The sequence below is a fragment of the Bacillus marinisedimentorum genome, assembly GCF_001644195.2.
Classification (GTDB): Bacteria; Bacillota; Bacilli; order Bacillales; family Bacillaceae_O; genus Bacillus_BL; species Bacillus_BL marinisedimentorum.
Genome location: NZ_LWBL02000008.1, coordinates 1 through 16,724 on the forward strand (window position 1 = coordinate 1; position 16,724 = coordinate 16,724).

A 16,724-nucleotide genomic window follows, 5' to 3' on the forward strand; every position below is an offset into this window, starting at 1 on the left:
TTTGGTGAAATCGGGTACCTGCAACGGAAATCAACACTAACGTTTAACAGAGCCTATTTCTAAAACAGTATCGTTGTAGTGTATCAAAAATCTTAACGTTGTAACCGCGACTATACCTCTTTCAGTAAATAAACGGTTAAATTACATTATGACGGGAAAAACATACTGAAATAGAGTTCAAAATTTTAAAACTATTAATGGGGAGGATTTTAAAATGAAAAAACAAAACCTTACCGAATATGTTGAATTTAATAACGAAAAGTTTACGAAACGAATTATTTTTAAAGAAGAAGAAAGCACTGTATTTGTTCTTAACTTTGAGCCTGGTCAATCTTTGCCTGCACATAAGCATCCGGGCACAAATGTTTATTTACTTGTTTTACAAGGGGAAGGTGCATTTACAATAGACGGAAAAGAAGTTCCTGCACAAAAGGATGATGCCCTTGTCTTTGATGGCAATGAAGAATTTGCATTTACCAATAATGGTTCATCAAACGTAAGCTTATATGTCATGCTAAATAAAATCCCTAATGATCAATACGCTCAAAATATTTAATAATCATATTTAATTGTTTGGTTAAAGTTCAATGTTGTTTTTCAGCAGCAAAGTATAACTCAGCGCCCGCCCCCCTCGCGGAAAGCGAGCCCTTGCAGCAGAAATCAACACCCCGGTTTAAAGCTAATGCCACAATGTTGCTTCGTATAAACAACATTGTTTAGTAATAGGGTGAGAATACATGTATCTTCGCTCACCCTATTATAGTACCCATTTTCAGTTGGTTTTTTTGGTATGCTCAATGCAATCCATAATTTTTAGCCATTTATGTGTACCCTCCTTCCAATCCTAAAAAAGATTAATGCCTAAAGTCTCATGAGCCGAAAAAGGAACTTACTTTTAAGTGTGTTATATTGGATTAAAATCGGAGGGATATGATGATTGCACGGTGGCTAACGATAAATATCATAACGGTCTTCATCATTGTATTGTGGAGTACGTATCAAGGATATGATTCCAATGCTATATTGTTAGGGAAATTAGTTGCACATATAGCATTTATTTTAATTCTAATAAACATCAATATGTATTTCGTATTCCTCCTCATCCGAAAAAGCAAAATCAGAAATGTGAAAGTTAAGCTTGCGAAAATTTCTAAAAAAATGATGACATATCATATCCCTATCGCAGTAACTGCTTCCTTGCTAATCTTATTTCATGCAGCGATTATGGTGTATGCACATATGGAACATCTTTGGAGAGCCAAAACAATAAGCGGGAGTGTCGCAATCAGCATTCTCATCGTTCTATTATACAGTGGTTTGTTACGAAGATGGAAAGCTTCGGGGAGAAGAAGGAGATTTCACTATATTACGGCATTCGTATTTTTTGGATTTTTGCTTTCACACGTTTTTCTATAGAAAAAGACAGCAGTGTGTGCCGCGCCTCAGTGCACAAAGGAGCATGTATAATAAGCTATTAAAAAGTAAAGGTTTATTCATATATCAATGTTTATTGACACCGCCGAAAAGTAAATAAAATGATGCCACAAACCGATTATGATTGAGCAATGGAACTTGGGCGATGTGATTTCACATCGCCTATTTTTATGGTTAAACTTTTTGCAGATCCCGCCAATCAGGATCCAGGAGTCCACTTTATTATCAAAGTCGTGCGTGCAAAATAAAAAACCACCAAATATGTATTTGGTGGAGACGGTGGGAGTCGAACCCACGTCCAGAAGCATCGGCACTTAAGTATCTACGAGCGTAGTCGATATATTAGCGATTCACTGACACTTCGGCCTATCGACAGGCTTCCGTGCAGCTAGTCTGATTGTTCTCTTCCTTCATCCTCAGACGGTGGAATCCGGCGTAGCCCGCTTAATTTGGGACCCTGACCCTACCACACGGGCGATGGAGGGAGGATCCATTAGCTAGCTTACGCTGCTAATGCGTAATTGTTTTCTTTGCCAGTTATAGGCGTTGGCAGTTTTACGAGATTGCCGACTCGGCTCGCAACTTAAGCTCGACCTACCCCTGTCGAATCCGGATCGTCCCCATTATAGAAGTGGAGAACCGAAACGGATAGATCAGCTTATGATCTATATTCGGTTATCAATGCGCGTTGTTTATATCAACGACAATACCTATTATAGCACATTTGTTCTTATTTTCAAGTCTTTTAAGCGGAAAGTTTCTGCCGATAAGTGGAAATTCCTTTTTACAGACCGCGCAGCTTCTCTTTTACAGACCGCTGGATTTCACGTTTTGCCTCTTTGCGCTTCAAGTCTTCACGCTTATCGAATTTCTTCTTGCCTTTTGCGACGCCAAGCAGCACTTTCGCATAGCCGTGCTTGATGTACATCTTAAGCGGTACGAGTGTGTACCCCTCTTCTTTCGAAAGCCCGATCAGCTTGTTGATTTCCTTTTTGTGAAGCAGGAGCTTGCGCGTGCGAAGCGGATCATGGTTGTAACGATTTCCCTGTTCGTACGGGCTGATATGCATGTTATGAAGGAACACTTCCCCGTTTTCAACGCGGGCGAACGAGTCTTTCAAATTCGCCTTTCCGGCCCGGAGCGATTTGATTTCGGTTCCCTGCAGGACGATGCCGGCCTCGAACGTTTCCTCAACATGATAGTCATGCCTCGCTTTACGGTTTTGCGCTAATACATTGTTATCTCCTCGTGCCATGTCTTCTGCCTCCTCGTCTAACCGTAACTTATATTATATCAAAACGAGTTCTTGAATGAAAGGAAACCGCAGGCTGCGAGCTTTCTCACAGCTTAAATAAACGTTTGTTTAAACATGATACAGCCTTTGATGGTTGAAGGGACTGGCAGCTAAATAAACGTTTGTTTAAAAGTGATACCAAACACAAGAGCAGCTGATCGTCACAATCAGCTGCTCCATCCATTTACTTGCGCTTTTTCTTCTTCTTCTTGGCGACATTCTGGTAAAACGGCTTGTTGCCGCTGCCTTTTTTGCCCTGGGCCGCTTTGGCTTTCCCGCGGCCTTTCTTGGATTTGCCCGGTTCTTTTCCGTTTCCAGGCTTGGCGCCGTCTTTTTTGCCGCGCTTTCCGCTTTGAATCACTTTTGGCGCTTCTCCACTTCGCCGCCTCGGTGTTCCTTTCATTCCGACGACTTCGAAGTCGATTGCGCGTTCATCTTTATTTACGTTGATGACACGGACTGTTATTTCATCCCCGATGCGGAACACTTTGCCGGTCCGTTCCCCGATCATTGCGTAATGCTGCTCATCATAGCGGTAATAATCGTCTGTCAGGTAACTGACATGGACAAGCCCTTCTATCGTGTTCGGCAGCTCGACGAATAACCCGAAGTTGGTCACTGAACTGATCATGCCGTCAAACTCTTCACCGATCTTATCTTCCATATACTCGGCTTTTTTCAAATCATCGGTTTCCCGTTCGGCATCTACCGCACGGCGCTCCATTTCCGAAGTGTGATCGGCGACTTCCGGCAGCTTCTCGTTCCAGTGATTCCGCGTCTTCTCATCAACATTTTTATTGATAAGATATTCACGGATCAGGCGGTGGACGATCAAGTCAGGATAACGCCTGATCGGCGAGGTGAAATGCGTGTAAAATTCGGCTGACAACCCGAAGTGCCCGAGGCTTTCCGGAGAGTACTTCGCTTGCTGCATCGACCGGAGCATGACAGTCGATATGACCGTTTCTTCCGGTGTTCCCTCGATCTCTTCAATGATTTGCTGCAGTGCCCGCGGATGGATGTCGTTGGCAGAGCCTTTCACGACATAGCCGAAGTTGGTGATGAACTCAAAGAACTTATGCAGCTTTTCCTCCTTCGGGTCTTCATGGATACGGTAAATGAACGGCACGTCCATCCAGTGGAAGTGCTCAGCTACCGTTTCGTTGGCAGCCAGCATGAACTCTTCGATAAGCCGTTCTGCAACTGAGCGCTCCCGCAGGACCACATCTGTCGGATGGCTGTCTTCATCGACGATGATTTTCGCTTCGTTAAAATCGAAGTCAATTGCGCCGCGCGCCATCCGCTTTTTCGTCAGGATACCTGCCAGTTCACCCATAAGTTCGAACATCGGCACGAGATCTTTATATTGTTCCATCACTTCTTCGTCGCGGTCCTCGAGAATTTTCCGCACATTCGAATAGGTCATCCGCTCGGTTGTTTTAATGACACTCTGGAAAATCTCATGATTGACGACTTCGCCCTGCGGATTGATTTCCATCTCGCAGGAGAGCGTCAGGCGGTTCACTTTCGGATTCAAGCTGCAGATGCCGTTGGAAAGCCGGTGCGGAATCATCGGGATGACGCGGTCGACGAGATAAACACTCGTGCCGCGTTCGTATGCCTCCACATCTATCGGCGAGCCTTCCTTCACATAATGGGATACGTCGGCAATATGGACGCCGAGCTTATAGTTCCCGTTATCAAGCTTCGTCACCGTCACGGCATCATCGAGATCCTTAGCGTCTGCCCCGTCGATTGTGACAATGGTCTGGTCGCGGAGGTCGCGCCTGTTTTTCATTTCTTCTTCAGGGACTTCCTCCGGAACAGAATTCGCATGTTCAATCGCTTCTTCCGGAAATTCTCCCGGAAGCCCATGCTTGTAGATTATCGATAAAATGTCGATGCCGGGATCGTTTTTATGGCCGAGGACCTCGATGACTTCCCCTTCCGCGCTCATGCGCCCTTCCGGATAGCTGACGAGTTTGGCAACTACCTTATGGCCGTCAACGGCTCCATTCGTAGATCCTTTCGGAATAAAGATATCATTTGTGATCCGTTTGTCGTCCGGAAGTACAAACCCGAAGTTGCGGCTTTCCTGGTAGGTTCCGACAACCTGCTTAACACCGCGCTCAAGAATCCGGATAATGACGCCTTCCTGCCTCGAACCCGACTGGCGCGGACTCACACGCACAAGGACCTTGTCACCGTTCATGGCGCTGTTCACTTCATTCGGGGGAATGAAAATATCCTCCATCCCTTCCTGGTCAGGCTTTACAAACGCAAAACCGCGGGCATGGCTGATGACTTTTCCGCGCAGAAGGTTCATCTTTTCCGGAATGCCGTAGCGGTTGCTCCTCGTCCGTACAATCAGCCCCTGTTCCTCCATCTGGACAAGCACCTTTACAAATTCCTTGAACTCAGCAGCGTCCTCAATGCCAAACGCTTCTTCAAGCTCCTGCACAGTCAGGGGCTTATATGCTTCTTCTCTCATAAACGATAACAGCTGTTCAATACGCTGATCTGTCTCCATTAGCTTCCCTCCTTATGTAAATTGGAGATCTGCCGCAACGATTTTAAGACGGCAGCCTGCGGCCTTTATTCAGACCAGTCCAATTCTTCCAAAAACTCATATACATCCTGTTCAACTTCATCCCGCTGTTTATCAAGCGTGATGGCATGGCCGGACTCTTCGTACCATTTGAGCTTCTTATTGTGCGCCTCGACTTCATCATGGATGATATTCGCACTGTCTAGATCGATCATATGGTCGAGCCTGCCTTGCACCACGAATGTCGGTGCGTAAATCATATCGATATGGGAACGGACATCACGGATAAGTTCATCCAGGCTTCTCAGCGTCTCTTCCTCTGTTCCCTCGAATGCTTCCATTTCCTTTTTGATTTCCTCTTCACTTTTGCCGACCTTGCTTTTATACTCCTGTGCAAAGCGGCGAATTCCGCCTGTCATGCGGTCATAGTTCGGCGTAATCGGTGAACACATCGGAATGACAGCTTTCACAGGTTTAGAATAACCCAGTTTCAAAGAGAAAATACCGCCGAGAGACAGTCCGACAGCAGCAATTTCCTCATGCCCGGTTTCCTGCAGATGATTGTAGCCGTCAAGTACATCCTGCCACCAGTCTTCGGCAGTATACTTCACCAGCTCTTCCGGTTCAACACCGTGACCCCTGTAGAGAGGGGCATGTGCCGTATAGCCTTTTTTCTGCAAAAAGCGCCCGAGCATCCGCACATCAGCGGTATTGCCGGTAAAACCGTGAAGAAGCAGCACCCCGCGCTTGCCGCCTTCGAATGTAAATGGTTTAGGTGCAACAATTTTCATAACAACTCGTCTCCTTATTTTTCGTGAATCAATGCATGTTTAGTCTCTAATTATCAATTGTACCTTTCATGTAAAACAGCGTCTAAAGATACACTTGTACCGTCCGTTTTCCCTTTACCAACTATTCCCGAAAACATGCTGATATAATCGTTAAGGTATGTATAAGAAGCACGGTTTTTACGTTTGCAGCTTAAGTCCTCTGCTCAAAACATTGATGTTAAAAAACTTCACCGTACGGCGGCTCCCTGATTTGATGTTTTGAACCCACTATCAGCCTCATTGCGAACGTTCGCATGCAAATTCACTCTTTTTTATCGTTGAAAAGGGGTGAAAATCAGTAAAAAATCTGCAAAATGTATGTGAAAGGCTGCATAGGTTCTAACCAAGCTTACTCGTGAGTTGAATCAAAAACGTTTGCCCCGGGTTTCACGCCAAATGCATCAATATTCACGCCGATTGGTTCATTTTTCGCGCCAAGTCACTGCATTTACGCGCCAAAACGGATGGGTTTCACGCCGTATACAAGTTTTCACGCCATTCAGGGCCGTTTTCACGCGGAAGTGAAACATTTTAAAACGGTGCACCCGCTCCCGTAGATGCCACAGCACGTCACCTCCGGTTTTATCTGGCAACGAAAAAACAGCAGGGCAATCGCCCTGCTGTCCGTCTCTAGTTATGCACCAAAATAAGCTACTGCAATTGTGAGAACGAAAAATAATACCGATAAAACAATTGTTATACGATGAAGCACAGCGTCAATGCCGCGTGCTTTTTGCTTGCCGAATAATTGCTCTGCACCGCCGGAAATCGCTCCGGAAAGGCCGGCACTCTTACCGGATTGCAATAGAACTATCGTGATCAGCCCCAGGCTGACCAATACTAAAAGGATGACTGAAATCGTATGCAGCACAACCTACACCTCCTAAATGCGCACAATACCATACAATAAATGTAGCATATTATGGGTGCAAGGACAATAGGGAAAGTATGCCGTGCACGGGCACACCGGCGGGATTCAGTGCTTTTTTATTGCCTGGCAATTGCCAGGCAATGTGTTACTGCAGTGGTGAATCGAGCTGGGAGGCTGGTTTGCCGGCTTTTGGTTGGTGCTCTTTTAATGCCAGGCATTCTCTGGGGGGTCATCTAGTGGGTTAATGCCTGGCATTTTGACTGTTCTGGAGGTTATTCCAGGTCACAATTACAAAACAAAACCCCCACCGGAGCGGGGGTTAAGTAATGCAATTACTGTTTCACATTGTAGAATGCTTTTTTGCCGAGGTATTGGGCCATTTCACCGAGCTGGTCTTCGATGCGGAGCAGCTGGTTGTATTTGGCTACGCGGTCTGTGCGGGAAGGTGCCCCTGTTTTGATCTGGCCAGCGTTCGTTGCCACTGCGATGTCGGCGATCGTTGTGTCTTCCGTTTCACCGGAACGGTGGGAGATGACAGCTGTATAGCCGGCTTGCTTGGCCATTTCGATTGCATCAAATGTTTCAGTAAGTGTACCGATCTGATTGACCTTGATGAGGATTGAGTTGCCGACGCCGTTTTCAATACCTTGCTCGAGTTTCTTCGTGTTCGTGACGAACAGGTCATCCCCAACAAGCTGTACGCGGCTGCCAAGGCGCTCGGTAAGCATTTTGTGGCCGTCCCAGTCGTTTTCATCAAGGCCGTCTTCAATGGAGATGATTGGATATTTGTTGACAAGCTCTTCATAGAAATCAACCATTTCTTCAGAAGTGCGGGTCACGCCTTCACCTTTGAAGTTATACTTGCCGTCTTCGTAAAGCTCTGAAGATGCGACATCCATTGCCAGCATAACTTCTTCCCCTGCCTTATAGCCGGCTTTTTCAATCGCTTCAATGATTGTAGAAAGAGCTTCTTCGTTCGAGCCGAGGTTCGGGGCAAAGCCGCCTTCGTCACCGACTGCAGTGTTGTATCCTTTGCTCTTAAGGACAGATTTCAGCGCATGGAAGATTTCCGCACCTGTACGAAGTGCTTCCTTGAATGTCGGAGCGCCTACAGGCATGACCATGAATTCCTGGATGTCGACGTTGTTGTCCGCATGCTCGCCGCCGTTCAGGATGTTCATCATCGGTGTCGGCAATGTTTTTGCATTGAAGCCGCCAAGGTACTGGTACAATGGCAGTTCAAGGAAGTCCGCAGCTGCGCGTGCAACCGCCATGGACACGCCAAGAATGGCATTGGCGCCGAGGTTGCCTTTGTTCTCAGATCCGTCGAGGTCGATCAGCATTTTATCGATTGCAACCTGGTCGATTGCGTCATAACCGATCAGTTCAGGAGCGATTTTTTCGTTCACGTTGGCTACCGCCTGGGATACGCCTTTGCCAAGGTAACGGCCTTTGTCGCCGTCACGGAGTTCAACTGCTTCATATTCACCAGTTGACGCGCCGCTTGGGACAAGGGCGCGGCCCATTGCGCCGGTTTCCGTATAGACTTCAACTTCAACTGTCGGATTGCCGCGGGAGTCAAGGACTTCGCGTGCATATACATCAATAATTACAGACATGCTTCAATCTCTCCTTTTTTATGAAAAAATGATTTTGTACACTTACTTTTTGATGATCGAATTACCGGTCATTTCTTCCGGTTTGTCTATGCCAAGCAGTTCAAGAATCGTCGGGGCCAGGTCGCCGAGAATGCCGTCATTGCGGAGCTCGATTCCTTCTTTCGTCACGATGACCGGAACCGGTGATGTCGTGTGGGCTGTCATCGGCTTGCCTTCAAGCGTCATCACTTCATCGGCATTGCCGTGGTCGGCTGTGATGATGGCTGTTCCGCCTTTTGCTTCAAGGGCGTCAATGACACGGCCAAGACACTCGTCCACCGCTTCAATCGCTTTGACAGTCGGTTCCATCATGCCGGAATGGCCGACCATATCCGGATTTGCAAAGTTCAGGATAATCGCATCGTGTTTTTCCGCCTCGATTTCTTTCACCAATGCATCTGTCACTTCATAGGCACTCATTTCCGGCTGCAAGTCGTATGTTGCCACTTTCGGAGAATCGATCAGGATCCGGTTTTCCCCTTCATATTCAACATGCTGGCCGCCGTTGAAAAAGAACGTGACGTGCGGATATTTTTCAGTTTCCGCGATGCGGAGCTGCTTTTTGCCGTTTCTGGACAGTACTTCACCGAGCGTATTGTCAAGGTTGACAGGCTCATATGCCACATAACCCTGGACAGATTCACTGAAATGGGTCAGTGCGACGAAATGGAGGTTCTTCGGATGTTTTCCACCGCGGTCGAAATCTTTGAAGTTCTTGTTCGTGAATGCGGTCGATATCTGGATGGCCCGGTCCGGGCGGAAATTGTAAAAGATGACTGAATCATCGTCTTCTACTGTTCCTGTCGGTGTCCCGTCCTCTTTTTTAATGACAGACGGCAGGACGAACTCATCATGGATGCCATTTTCATAGGAATCCTCGATGACTTCCATCGGCGTGTTGTAAGAAGGGCCTTCTCCGTATACCATCGCGCGGTACGCTTTTTCGACCCGGTCCCAGCGATTGTCGCGGTCCATGGAATAGTAACGGCCGGATACTGTTGCAATTTCGCCGACACCGAGGTCTGCCATCAGTTCTTCTGTTTGCTTGATATAGGTGCCTGCTGTTTGCGGGCCGACATCGCGCCCGTCAAGGAATGCATGGACGTACACCTTTTTCAGGCCATGTTCGGCAGCCAGACGGAGCAGGGAGAACATATGGTTGATGTGGCTGTGAATGCCCCCATCGGACAGCAATCCGAACAGATGGAGGGCTTTTCCCTTGTTTTTCGCATCTTCAATCGCCCTTACGAATGTCGGGTTTTCTTCGAATTCCCCCTGGCGGATGGACAGGTTCACTCTTGTCAGGCTCTGATACACAATGCGTCCGGCTCCGATGTTCAGATGGCCGACTTCCGAGTTTCCCATTTGCCCTTCCGGAAGGCCTACCGCCTCGCCATGTGCCGTCAGCTGGCTGTGCGGATACCTTTTCCACAGGCGGTCAAAATTCGGCTTGTTCGCCCGGGTGACAGCATTTCCTTTTGTTTCTTCGCGGCAGCCGAAGCCGTCGAGAATAATAAGTGCTACTGGATTTTTTGCCATTAGTTAACTGCCTCCAAAAGCTGCAGGAAGGATTGCGGCTCAAGGCTTGCCCCGCCGACAAGCGCACCGTCGATATCCTGCTGTTCCATCAACTCTTTGATGTTAGCAGGTTTTACGCTGCCGCCGTACTGAACGCGGACTGCATCGCCTGCACTCTGTGAAAAGATTTCGGCAACATGGGTGCGGATTTGTCCGCATACTTCATTGGCATCTTCGGAAGATGCTGTCTTGCCGGTTCCGATCGCCCAGATTGGTTCGTAAGCGATGACGGTTTCTTTCACCTGATCCTCTGTAAGGCCTTCAAGCGCTTTTTTGACCTGGCCGGTCACAACATCTTTTGTTTGTCCGCTTTCACGCTGTTCAAGTGTCTCACCGACGCAGACGATAGGTGTGATGCCATACTTGAATGCTGCATGCGTCTTCTTATTCACCGTTTCATCTGTCTCATTGAACATCTCGCGGCGCTCAGAGTGTCCAATTACCGCATACTGCACGCCGAGGTCTTTCAATGCCGCCGGGCTGATTTCACCCGTGAACGCACCGCTTTCCTCATAATGCATGGTTTGGGCGCCGACACGAAGGTCAGTGCCTTTTGTCATTTCAACAAGCTTGTTCAAAAACAGGGCAGGTGCACAGACAACCGCATCCACTTTGTCTGCAGACGGAATCTGGCCCTTTACTTCGCTCACAAAGCTTTCAGCTTCACCCAGTGTTTTATGCATTTTCCAGTTTCCTGCAATGATCGGTTTACGCATTTCGCTTTCACCTTCCTAATCAGGTATTACTTGTCGTTAAGTGCTTTTACGCCTGGAAGCTCTTTGCCTTCCATGAATTCAAGCGATGCGCCGCCGCCCGTTGACATATGGCTCATCGCATCCGCATAGCCGAATTTCTCAACCGCAGCAGCAGAATCGCCGCCGCCGATGACGGTGAATGTATCCTTCGCGTCAGCCAGCGCTTTCGCGACTTCTTTCGTACCACTGGCAAACGATTCTAATTCAAAGACTCCCATCGGACCATTCCAGATGACCAGCTTGGATCCTAGAATCACATCGCGGTACTTTTCAATTGTCTTCGGACCGATATCAAGTGCCTCCCAATCAGCCGGGATGTTATCGATATCTACAATCTTCGTATTTGCATCATTCGCGAAATCGTCAGCAACAACCGCGTCAACCGGCATTATGAAGTTCACGCCGGCTTTTTCGGCTTTTTCCATGAACGTTTTCGCTAGATTGATTTTGTCTTCCTCAAGCAGTGAATTACCAATTTCGTAGCCCTGGGCTTTGATGAACGTATAAGCAAGGCCGCCGCCGATGATCAGGTTGTCCACTTTCTCAAGCAGATTATCGATCACGCCGATTTTGTCCTTGACTTTCGCACCGCCGATGATCGCCGTAAACGGACGTTCCGGATTGGAAAGGGCTCCGCCCAGTACTTCAAGCTCTTTTTCCATCAGGAAACCTGCGACTGCAGGAATATGCTCGGCAATGCCCGCTGTCGATGCGTGAGCACGGTGTGCGGCGCCGAATGCGTCATTCACATAGATGTCAGCAAGATCTGCAAATTTCTTGGAAAGGTCTTTGTCGTTTTTCGTTTCACCCGGATAGAAACGGACGTTTTCCAGCAGCAGCACATCGCCGCCTGTCATTCCGGAAATTGCTTTGTCCACTTCATCACCATAAGCTTCATCTGTTTTCAGGACTGCTTTGTTAAGATGATCGCTCAAACGCTGGGCAACAGCATCAAGGCGAAGCTCAGGGACGACTTCTCCTTTCGGGCGGCCGAGGTGGCTGGCCAGAATGACGATCGCACCTTGCTCGCTCAAATACTGAATCGTAGGAAGAGCCGCACGGATACGGGTGTCATCTGTAATCTTCCCATGCTCCATCGGGACGTTGAAATCCACCCGGCAAAATACGCGTTTACCTGTTACATCAATGTCTTTTACCGTTTTCTTGTTCATGCGAAATTGGCCTCCTTGTTCGAGAGTGCCCGGCACGTGCCGGGGAATTGCCTGGCAATTGCCTGGCACTTGACAGGCAATGCATACCTAAGGGGAGGGGGATATATCCCCTCTCCCCTAAAAAGATGGTGTTAAACTATTTTTTATTATAGTCCTTTTTGGGCGATGTAGTCCACAAGGTCGACTACACGGTTTGAATAGCCCGTTTCATTATCATACCAGGAGATGACTTTCACCATGTTGTCTTCAATCACCATAGTGGAAAGCGCATCTACTGTGGAAGAGTAAGTATTTCCATTGTAGTCACGGGATACAAGCGGATCTTCGCTGTAGCCGAGGATGCCTTTGAGGCCGCCTTCTGCAGCTTCCTTAAGCGCGCTGTTCACTTCTTCGACTGTCACGTTCTTGTCAAGCTCGGCAACAAGGTCGACAAGGGAAACGTTTGGAGTCGGAACACGCATAGCCATACCGTTCAGCTTGCCATTAAGTTCAGGCAGAACGAGGGATACCGCTTTTGCAGCGCCAGTTGTTGTCGGAATGATGCTCTCAGCTGCTGCACGGGCACGACGGTAGTCCTTATGCGGCAAGTCAAGGATCTGCTGGTCATTTGTATAAGAGTGAACAGTTGTCATCATGCCGCGCTTCACGCCGAACTTGTCGTTAAGCACTTTCGCAAACGGCGCAAGGCAGTTTGTTGTGCAAGAAGCGTTTGAAACGACATGGTGGTTTTGCGGATCGTACTTGTCTTCGTTTACGCCCATCACCACTGTGATGTCCTCTTCTTTTGCCGGAGCAGAAATGACAACTTTCTTTGCCCCTGCTTCAAGGTGCTTCGCTGCATCTGCACGCTGTGTGAAGCGGCCTGTTGATTCCACAACAACTTCCACGCCGAGGTCTCCCCAAGGAAGCTGTGCCGGATCGCGTTCAGCTGTTACTTTGATTTCTTTTCCATCCACAACAATATTGCTTCCGTTTACAGATACTTCTTTATCAAGAGTTCCGTGAACTGAGTCATACTTCAGAAGGTGTGCAAGCATGTTTGCATCTGTAAGGTCGTTCACAGCAACCACATCTACGTTCGGATTGTTAAGCGCTGCGCGGAAAACAACACGTCCAATACGTCCAAAACCGTTAATACCAACTTTTACTGCCATTTAAAATTCCTCCTTAAATGCACCTGTAGGTTATTTTTTGAGGGTAAAGATTTGATTCTATATTAAAGGGAAAGTTCCCTTAATAACGCTTTTGCTGCCCCTTCGTCCGTGACGAGGGAAGAATTCTGGCCCTGTTTGATGAAGGCTGCAATAGCACCTGCTTTTGATGTGCCGCCTGCGACTGCTATGACATTATCTACTTTGCCCAGGTCATCTAGCTGCATTCCAATTGTCCTTACTTTATGGACAATCCTGCCCGACCGGTCAAAATAATATCCGAATGCTTCCCCGACAGCCCGGCTGTCTTGAAGCTTTTGCAGCGTATCGGCCGGCTCCTTCCTCCGCTTTGCCATCATCATGGCATCGCCGATCCCGTGCACTACCATATTTGCCGATTTAATAAGGTCTAACACATCTTTTATTGAAGGTTCGGCAATCATTGAGCGATACGCTTCATCACTGACGCGTTCAGGCACATGCAAAAGACGGTAATGACCTTCCGACTTTTCAGCCATTTGCGCGCAAATGCTGTTGGCCTGATTTTTCACATCTTCCCCAAGCCCGCCGCGCGCCGGCACGAACAAGACATCGCCGGCAATTGTTTCAGGCGTCATCATGTCAGCCACCGCTGCCATTGTTGTCCCGCCTGTTACTGCTACAATATCATCCGCTTTAAGCCTCTTTTTCATTCGGCCTACTGCAGCTCTGCCCATTTCCTGCTGGACCCACGGGGCTTCATCGCTGTTTCCGGGTACTACCGTCACTTCAGCCAGACCGAGAAGCTCTTTAATTCTTGATTCAAGCGCTCCAATGCCAGCCACTTCCCGCATCGTCTCTTCCAGCTCATCAAGCACTTCTTCGCCGCTTGCCGTGATCGTCATGCCTCCGGCAGCGACAGAAATGAGCCCTTGATCTTTTAAGAAAGAAACCTCGCCGCGCAGCGTCCGTTCTGTCAGCCCAAGGCTTATCGACAGCGCCCGCCTTCCGATCGGCTGCATATACTTCAGATATTGAAGAATCTGATAACGCTTCTGCATAACCTTCAGCAAATCAGGCAATAATTTTTTTTGGATGTCAATCAGTGAGCGCATAATCAATGACTCCTTACTGGTTAACTGGCCTGCTCCCTTGGACTTAAAATGTCCCGGCAAGTCATATTGTGTCCCGATTAGCCGAAAAAAATATACCGTTCTTACAAAATGTATTCTAACACCGTTCCTTTGGCTATTCAATCATTATTTACTGTTGTTTTGTAAGCAAACGCTTTCTTATTTCGCTTTTCACAACTTTGCCAAAAAAGGCATCGCGACCGTCGATATTCACGACAGGAATCATCAACTGGTACGTTTCCAGCAGACGGTCGTCGGAATGGATGTCTGTTATATCCAGCGTAAACGGGACTTCTTCGTACAATTCTTCTATTACCCGTTTTGCCCCATCACATAACGGGCAATTTTCTCTCGTATATAAAATAACGTGCGGAACAGCCATATGAGCCCCTCTCTTTCCGGAATCACCTGTTTTTCATTTTACCTTTTATTATAGATGTAATCCAGTTCGGACTTCAGGTTATATCGGGCAGTATTGAATAGTAGGAACCTTCGAATTATCCTCCAACGAAGAAAGTGCGGAGCTTTTCGAAGCGTCCATGCCTTCCGCTCCAATCCACTCAGTTGGTACATCACGTTTTCGCCCGCGGAAAGCGAGCCCCTCCAGATTTATTGCCTAAAAGGGTCTAATGTTAACTATCTCAATATATAAAAAGCTCGGAGGTTTTCAATACTCCGAGCTTGCTAAGACCTAAAATTTCCGCCGTGTATTGAATTTTTGCCATTCAACCCGTTTCTTTTAATGCGGGTTTTTTTAAAATCGTTTCCGTTTCGATGAGGACGGGATATTCATTTGTTCCCGGTATTTCGCAATCGTCCTACGGGAAACGACGATCCCTTTTTCCTTTTGAAGTGCTTCAACCAGCTTCTGGTCTGAAAAAGGTTTTTTCGCATCCTCTTTATCTATTAATCCTTTGACCATCTCTTTAACAACTTCAGCAGAGGCTTCTGCTCCAGTAGCCGTTTTCAATCCGGCTGTGAAAAAATACTTCAGTTCGAACAACCCGTGCGGTGTCTGGACATATTTGTTTTTAACCGCGCGGCTGACCGTCGACTCATGGATATCTGCCTCTTCAGCTACTTCCCGTAGCGTCATCGGCTTTAAATGCTGAGGACCGATTTCAAAAAAGTCTTCCTGCCGCTCAAGGATGACGGACATCACTTTGAGGAGTGTCGATCTTCTTTGTTCAATCGATTTAATCAGCCAGACCATCTGCTGGAATTTATTCTGGATATACTTCGCTTCTTCTGACTTGCTGTTATCGTGAATGTAATTTTGATATTGCCTGTTTATATTGATTTGCGGTGTATACTGGTCGTTCATTGTGATTTCATAATGCATACCGTTTCGGCGCACGGTTATATCCGGCACGATATATCTCGGCTTGTCGCCGGCATATAGGGCACCCGGCCTCGGATTAAGACCCTGGACTACATCATACACATCTTGAAGCGCCTGCAGGTCAGTATCCAGCTTCTTCGCCAATTCACGCCATTTCTTAAAAGCGAAGTCCTGAAGATGTTCCGACACCACTTTTTCAGCAAGATAATGCCGCGGATAAAGCTGCTTAAGCTGGATAAAAAGGCATTCGCCCAGATCACGCGCACCGACACCGGCCGGCTCAAGCGTGTGCAAAATCTCAAGCGCAGCCTCTGTATCTTCCATAGAAACGCCTGTTTTGGCGGCAGCGGTTTCAAGCGGTTCAGATAAGTACCCGTTTTCATCCAATGAATCCACCAAAAATGACAGCGCTTTCTTTATATCACTTGAAAGTTTCTGATAGGAAATCTGCTCCTGCAAATAATCCCGGAGGCTTGTTTCGTTGCTGCTTATAAAATCAAAAGGATTATGTTGTTCGCTCTTACGCCCGTTCCCGCTGTAGCTGCCCATAGAAACCGGTTCAGCCGCAGATGCCTGCTCCGCCAGATCGATCAGAGGATTTTCAAGCGCCTGCTCCTCAACAAACTCCTGCAGCTCGACTGCAGAATACTGAAGAAGCGTGATTGCCTGCCGTAACTCATTCGTCATAACAAGCTTAAGCGTCTGTTGTTGAAATAGACCTAAATCCATACAATAACCTCCCCATCCGACCTCTATTTTACACTATTTTATGTATAGTTTGAATGGAAATGATTGAGGAAGTGTGAAGATTTACCCTCTGGTGTATATAAGAACTGCATATTCGACCGCTCAGAAATGAACAAATGTGCAAGGCGCCCGCTTAGGGCGTACACATAAGGGGGCACCCGCAGGAAGGTGCCTTTCCTTTGGGAGGGGGTCACCGTTTATGACGATAGCCGCTGGCGCATGGAGCTGGATG

At 47.5% G+C, this 16,724-nt stretch carries 13 protein-coding genes and 1 other RNA gene; 1 reads left to right on the top strand and 13 read right to left on the bottom strand.

The window, feature by feature from the left end; all coding sequences use genetic code 11:
• Nucleotides 1–214: 214 nt before the first annotated feature.
• Complete coding sequence (locus A4U59_RS01710) at nucleotides 215–556, top strand: cupin domain-containing protein (RefSeq protein ID WP_066175396.1); 342 nt, start codon at nucleotides 215–217, stop codon at nucleotides 554–556.
• Between the two features lie 1,146 nt (nucleotides 557–1,702).
• Here A4U59_RS01710 and ssrA read toward each other — a convergent pair.
• The 13 genes from ssrA to rpoN all read right to left on the bottom strand — a co-directional run bounded on the left by ssrA (nucleotide 1,703) and on the right by rpoN (nucleotide 16,474).
• Nucleotides 1,703–2,056: a transfer-messenger RNA gene (gene ssrA / locus A4U59_RS01720) on the bottom strand.
• A gap of 162 nt (nucleotides 2,057–2,218) precedes the next feature.
• Nucleotides 2,219–2,689: an SsrA-binding protein SmpB gene (gene smpB, locus A4U59_RS01725; RefSeq protein ID WP_066175400.1), complete on the bottom strand. Its 471-nt coding sequence runs from the start codon at nucleotides 2,687–2,689 to the stop codon at nucleotides 2,219–2,221.
• 223 nt (nucleotides 2,690–2,912) lie between these two features.
• Entirely contained in the window at nucleotides 2,913–5,258 is a 2,346-nt protein-coding gene (rnr, locus tag A4U59_RS01730; protein ID WP_066175402.1) for a ribonuclease R, read from the bottom strand.
• A gap of 65 nt (nucleotides 5,259–5,323) precedes the next feature.
• Complete coding sequence (locus A4U59_RS01735) at nucleotides 5,324–6,067, bottom strand: alpha/beta hydrolase (protein ID WP_066175403.1); 744 nt, start codon at nucleotides 6,065–6,067, stop codon at nucleotides 5,324–5,326.
• A 673-nt stretch (nucleotides 6,068–6,740) separates the two neighbouring features.
• Nucleotides 6,741–6,974: a preprotein translocase subunit SecG gene (secG, locus tag A4U59_RS01740; RefSeq protein WP_066175647.1), complete on the bottom strand. Its 234-nt coding sequence runs from the start codon at nucleotides 6,972–6,974 to the stop codon at nucleotides 6,741–6,743.
• A gap of 335 nt (nucleotides 6,975–7,309) precedes the next feature.
• Nucleotides 7,310–8,596 (bottom strand): phosphopyruvate hydratase, encoded by a 1,287-nt coding sequence (gene eno, locus A4U59_RS01745; protein WP_066175404.1) that lies wholly within the window; start codon nucleotides 8,594–8,596, stop codon nucleotides 7,310–7,312.
• A 42-nt stretch (nucleotides 8,597–8,638) separates the two neighbouring features.
• Entirely contained in the window at nucleotides 8,639–10,174 is a 1,536-nt protein-coding gene (gene gpmI / locus A4U59_RS01750; RefSeq protein WP_066175406.1) for a 2,3-bisphosphoglycerate-independent phosphoglycerate mutase, read from the bottom strand.
• Entirely contained in the window at nucleotides 10,174–10,929 is a 756-nt protein-coding gene (tpiA, locus tag A4U59_RS01755; RefSeq protein ID WP_066175408.1) for a triose-phosphate isomerase, read from the bottom strand. Before tpiA ends, gpmI begins: the two co-directional genes overlap by 1 nt.
• Nucleotides 10,930–10,955: 26 nt before the next feature.
• Nucleotides 10,956–12,140 carry a phosphoglycerate kinase gene (locus A4U59_RS01760; RefSeq protein WP_066175411.1) on the bottom strand — a complete coding sequence of 395 codons (1,185 nt, stop codon included), beginning with the start codon at nucleotides 12,138–12,140 and terminating at the stop codon, nucleotides 10,956–10,958.
• A 146-nt stretch (nucleotides 12,141–12,286) separates the two neighbouring features.
• Nucleotides 12,287–13,294, bottom strand: a complete 1,008-nt coding sequence (gap, locus tag A4U59_RS01765) for a type I glyceraldehyde-3-phosphate dehydrogenase (RefSeq protein WP_066175414.1) — start codon at nucleotides 13,292–13,294, stop codon at nucleotides 12,287–12,289.
• A 62-nt stretch (nucleotides 13,295–13,356) separates the two neighbouring features.
• Nucleotides 13,357–14,385: a sugar-binding transcriptional regulator gene (locus A4U59_RS01770; protein WP_066175417.1), complete on the bottom strand. Its 1,029-nt coding sequence runs from the start codon at nucleotides 14,383–14,385 to the stop codon at nucleotides 13,357–13,359.
• 148 nt (nucleotides 14,386–14,533) lie between these two features.
• Nucleotides 14,534–14,785 carry a glutaredoxin family protein gene (locus A4U59_RS01775; protein WP_066175419.1) on the bottom strand — a complete coding sequence of 84 codons (252 nt, stop codon included), beginning with the start codon at nucleotides 14,783–14,785 and terminating at the stop codon, nucleotides 14,534–14,536.
• A gap of 372 nt (nucleotides 14,786–15,157) precedes the next feature.
• Nucleotides 15,158–16,474: an RNA polymerase factor sigma-54 gene (gene rpoN / locus A4U59_RS01780; RefSeq protein ID WP_066175422.1), complete on the bottom strand. Its 1,317-nt coding sequence runs from the start codon at nucleotides 16,472–16,474 to the stop codon at nucleotides 15,158–15,160.
• Nucleotides 16,475–16,724 lie beyond the last annotated feature (250 nt).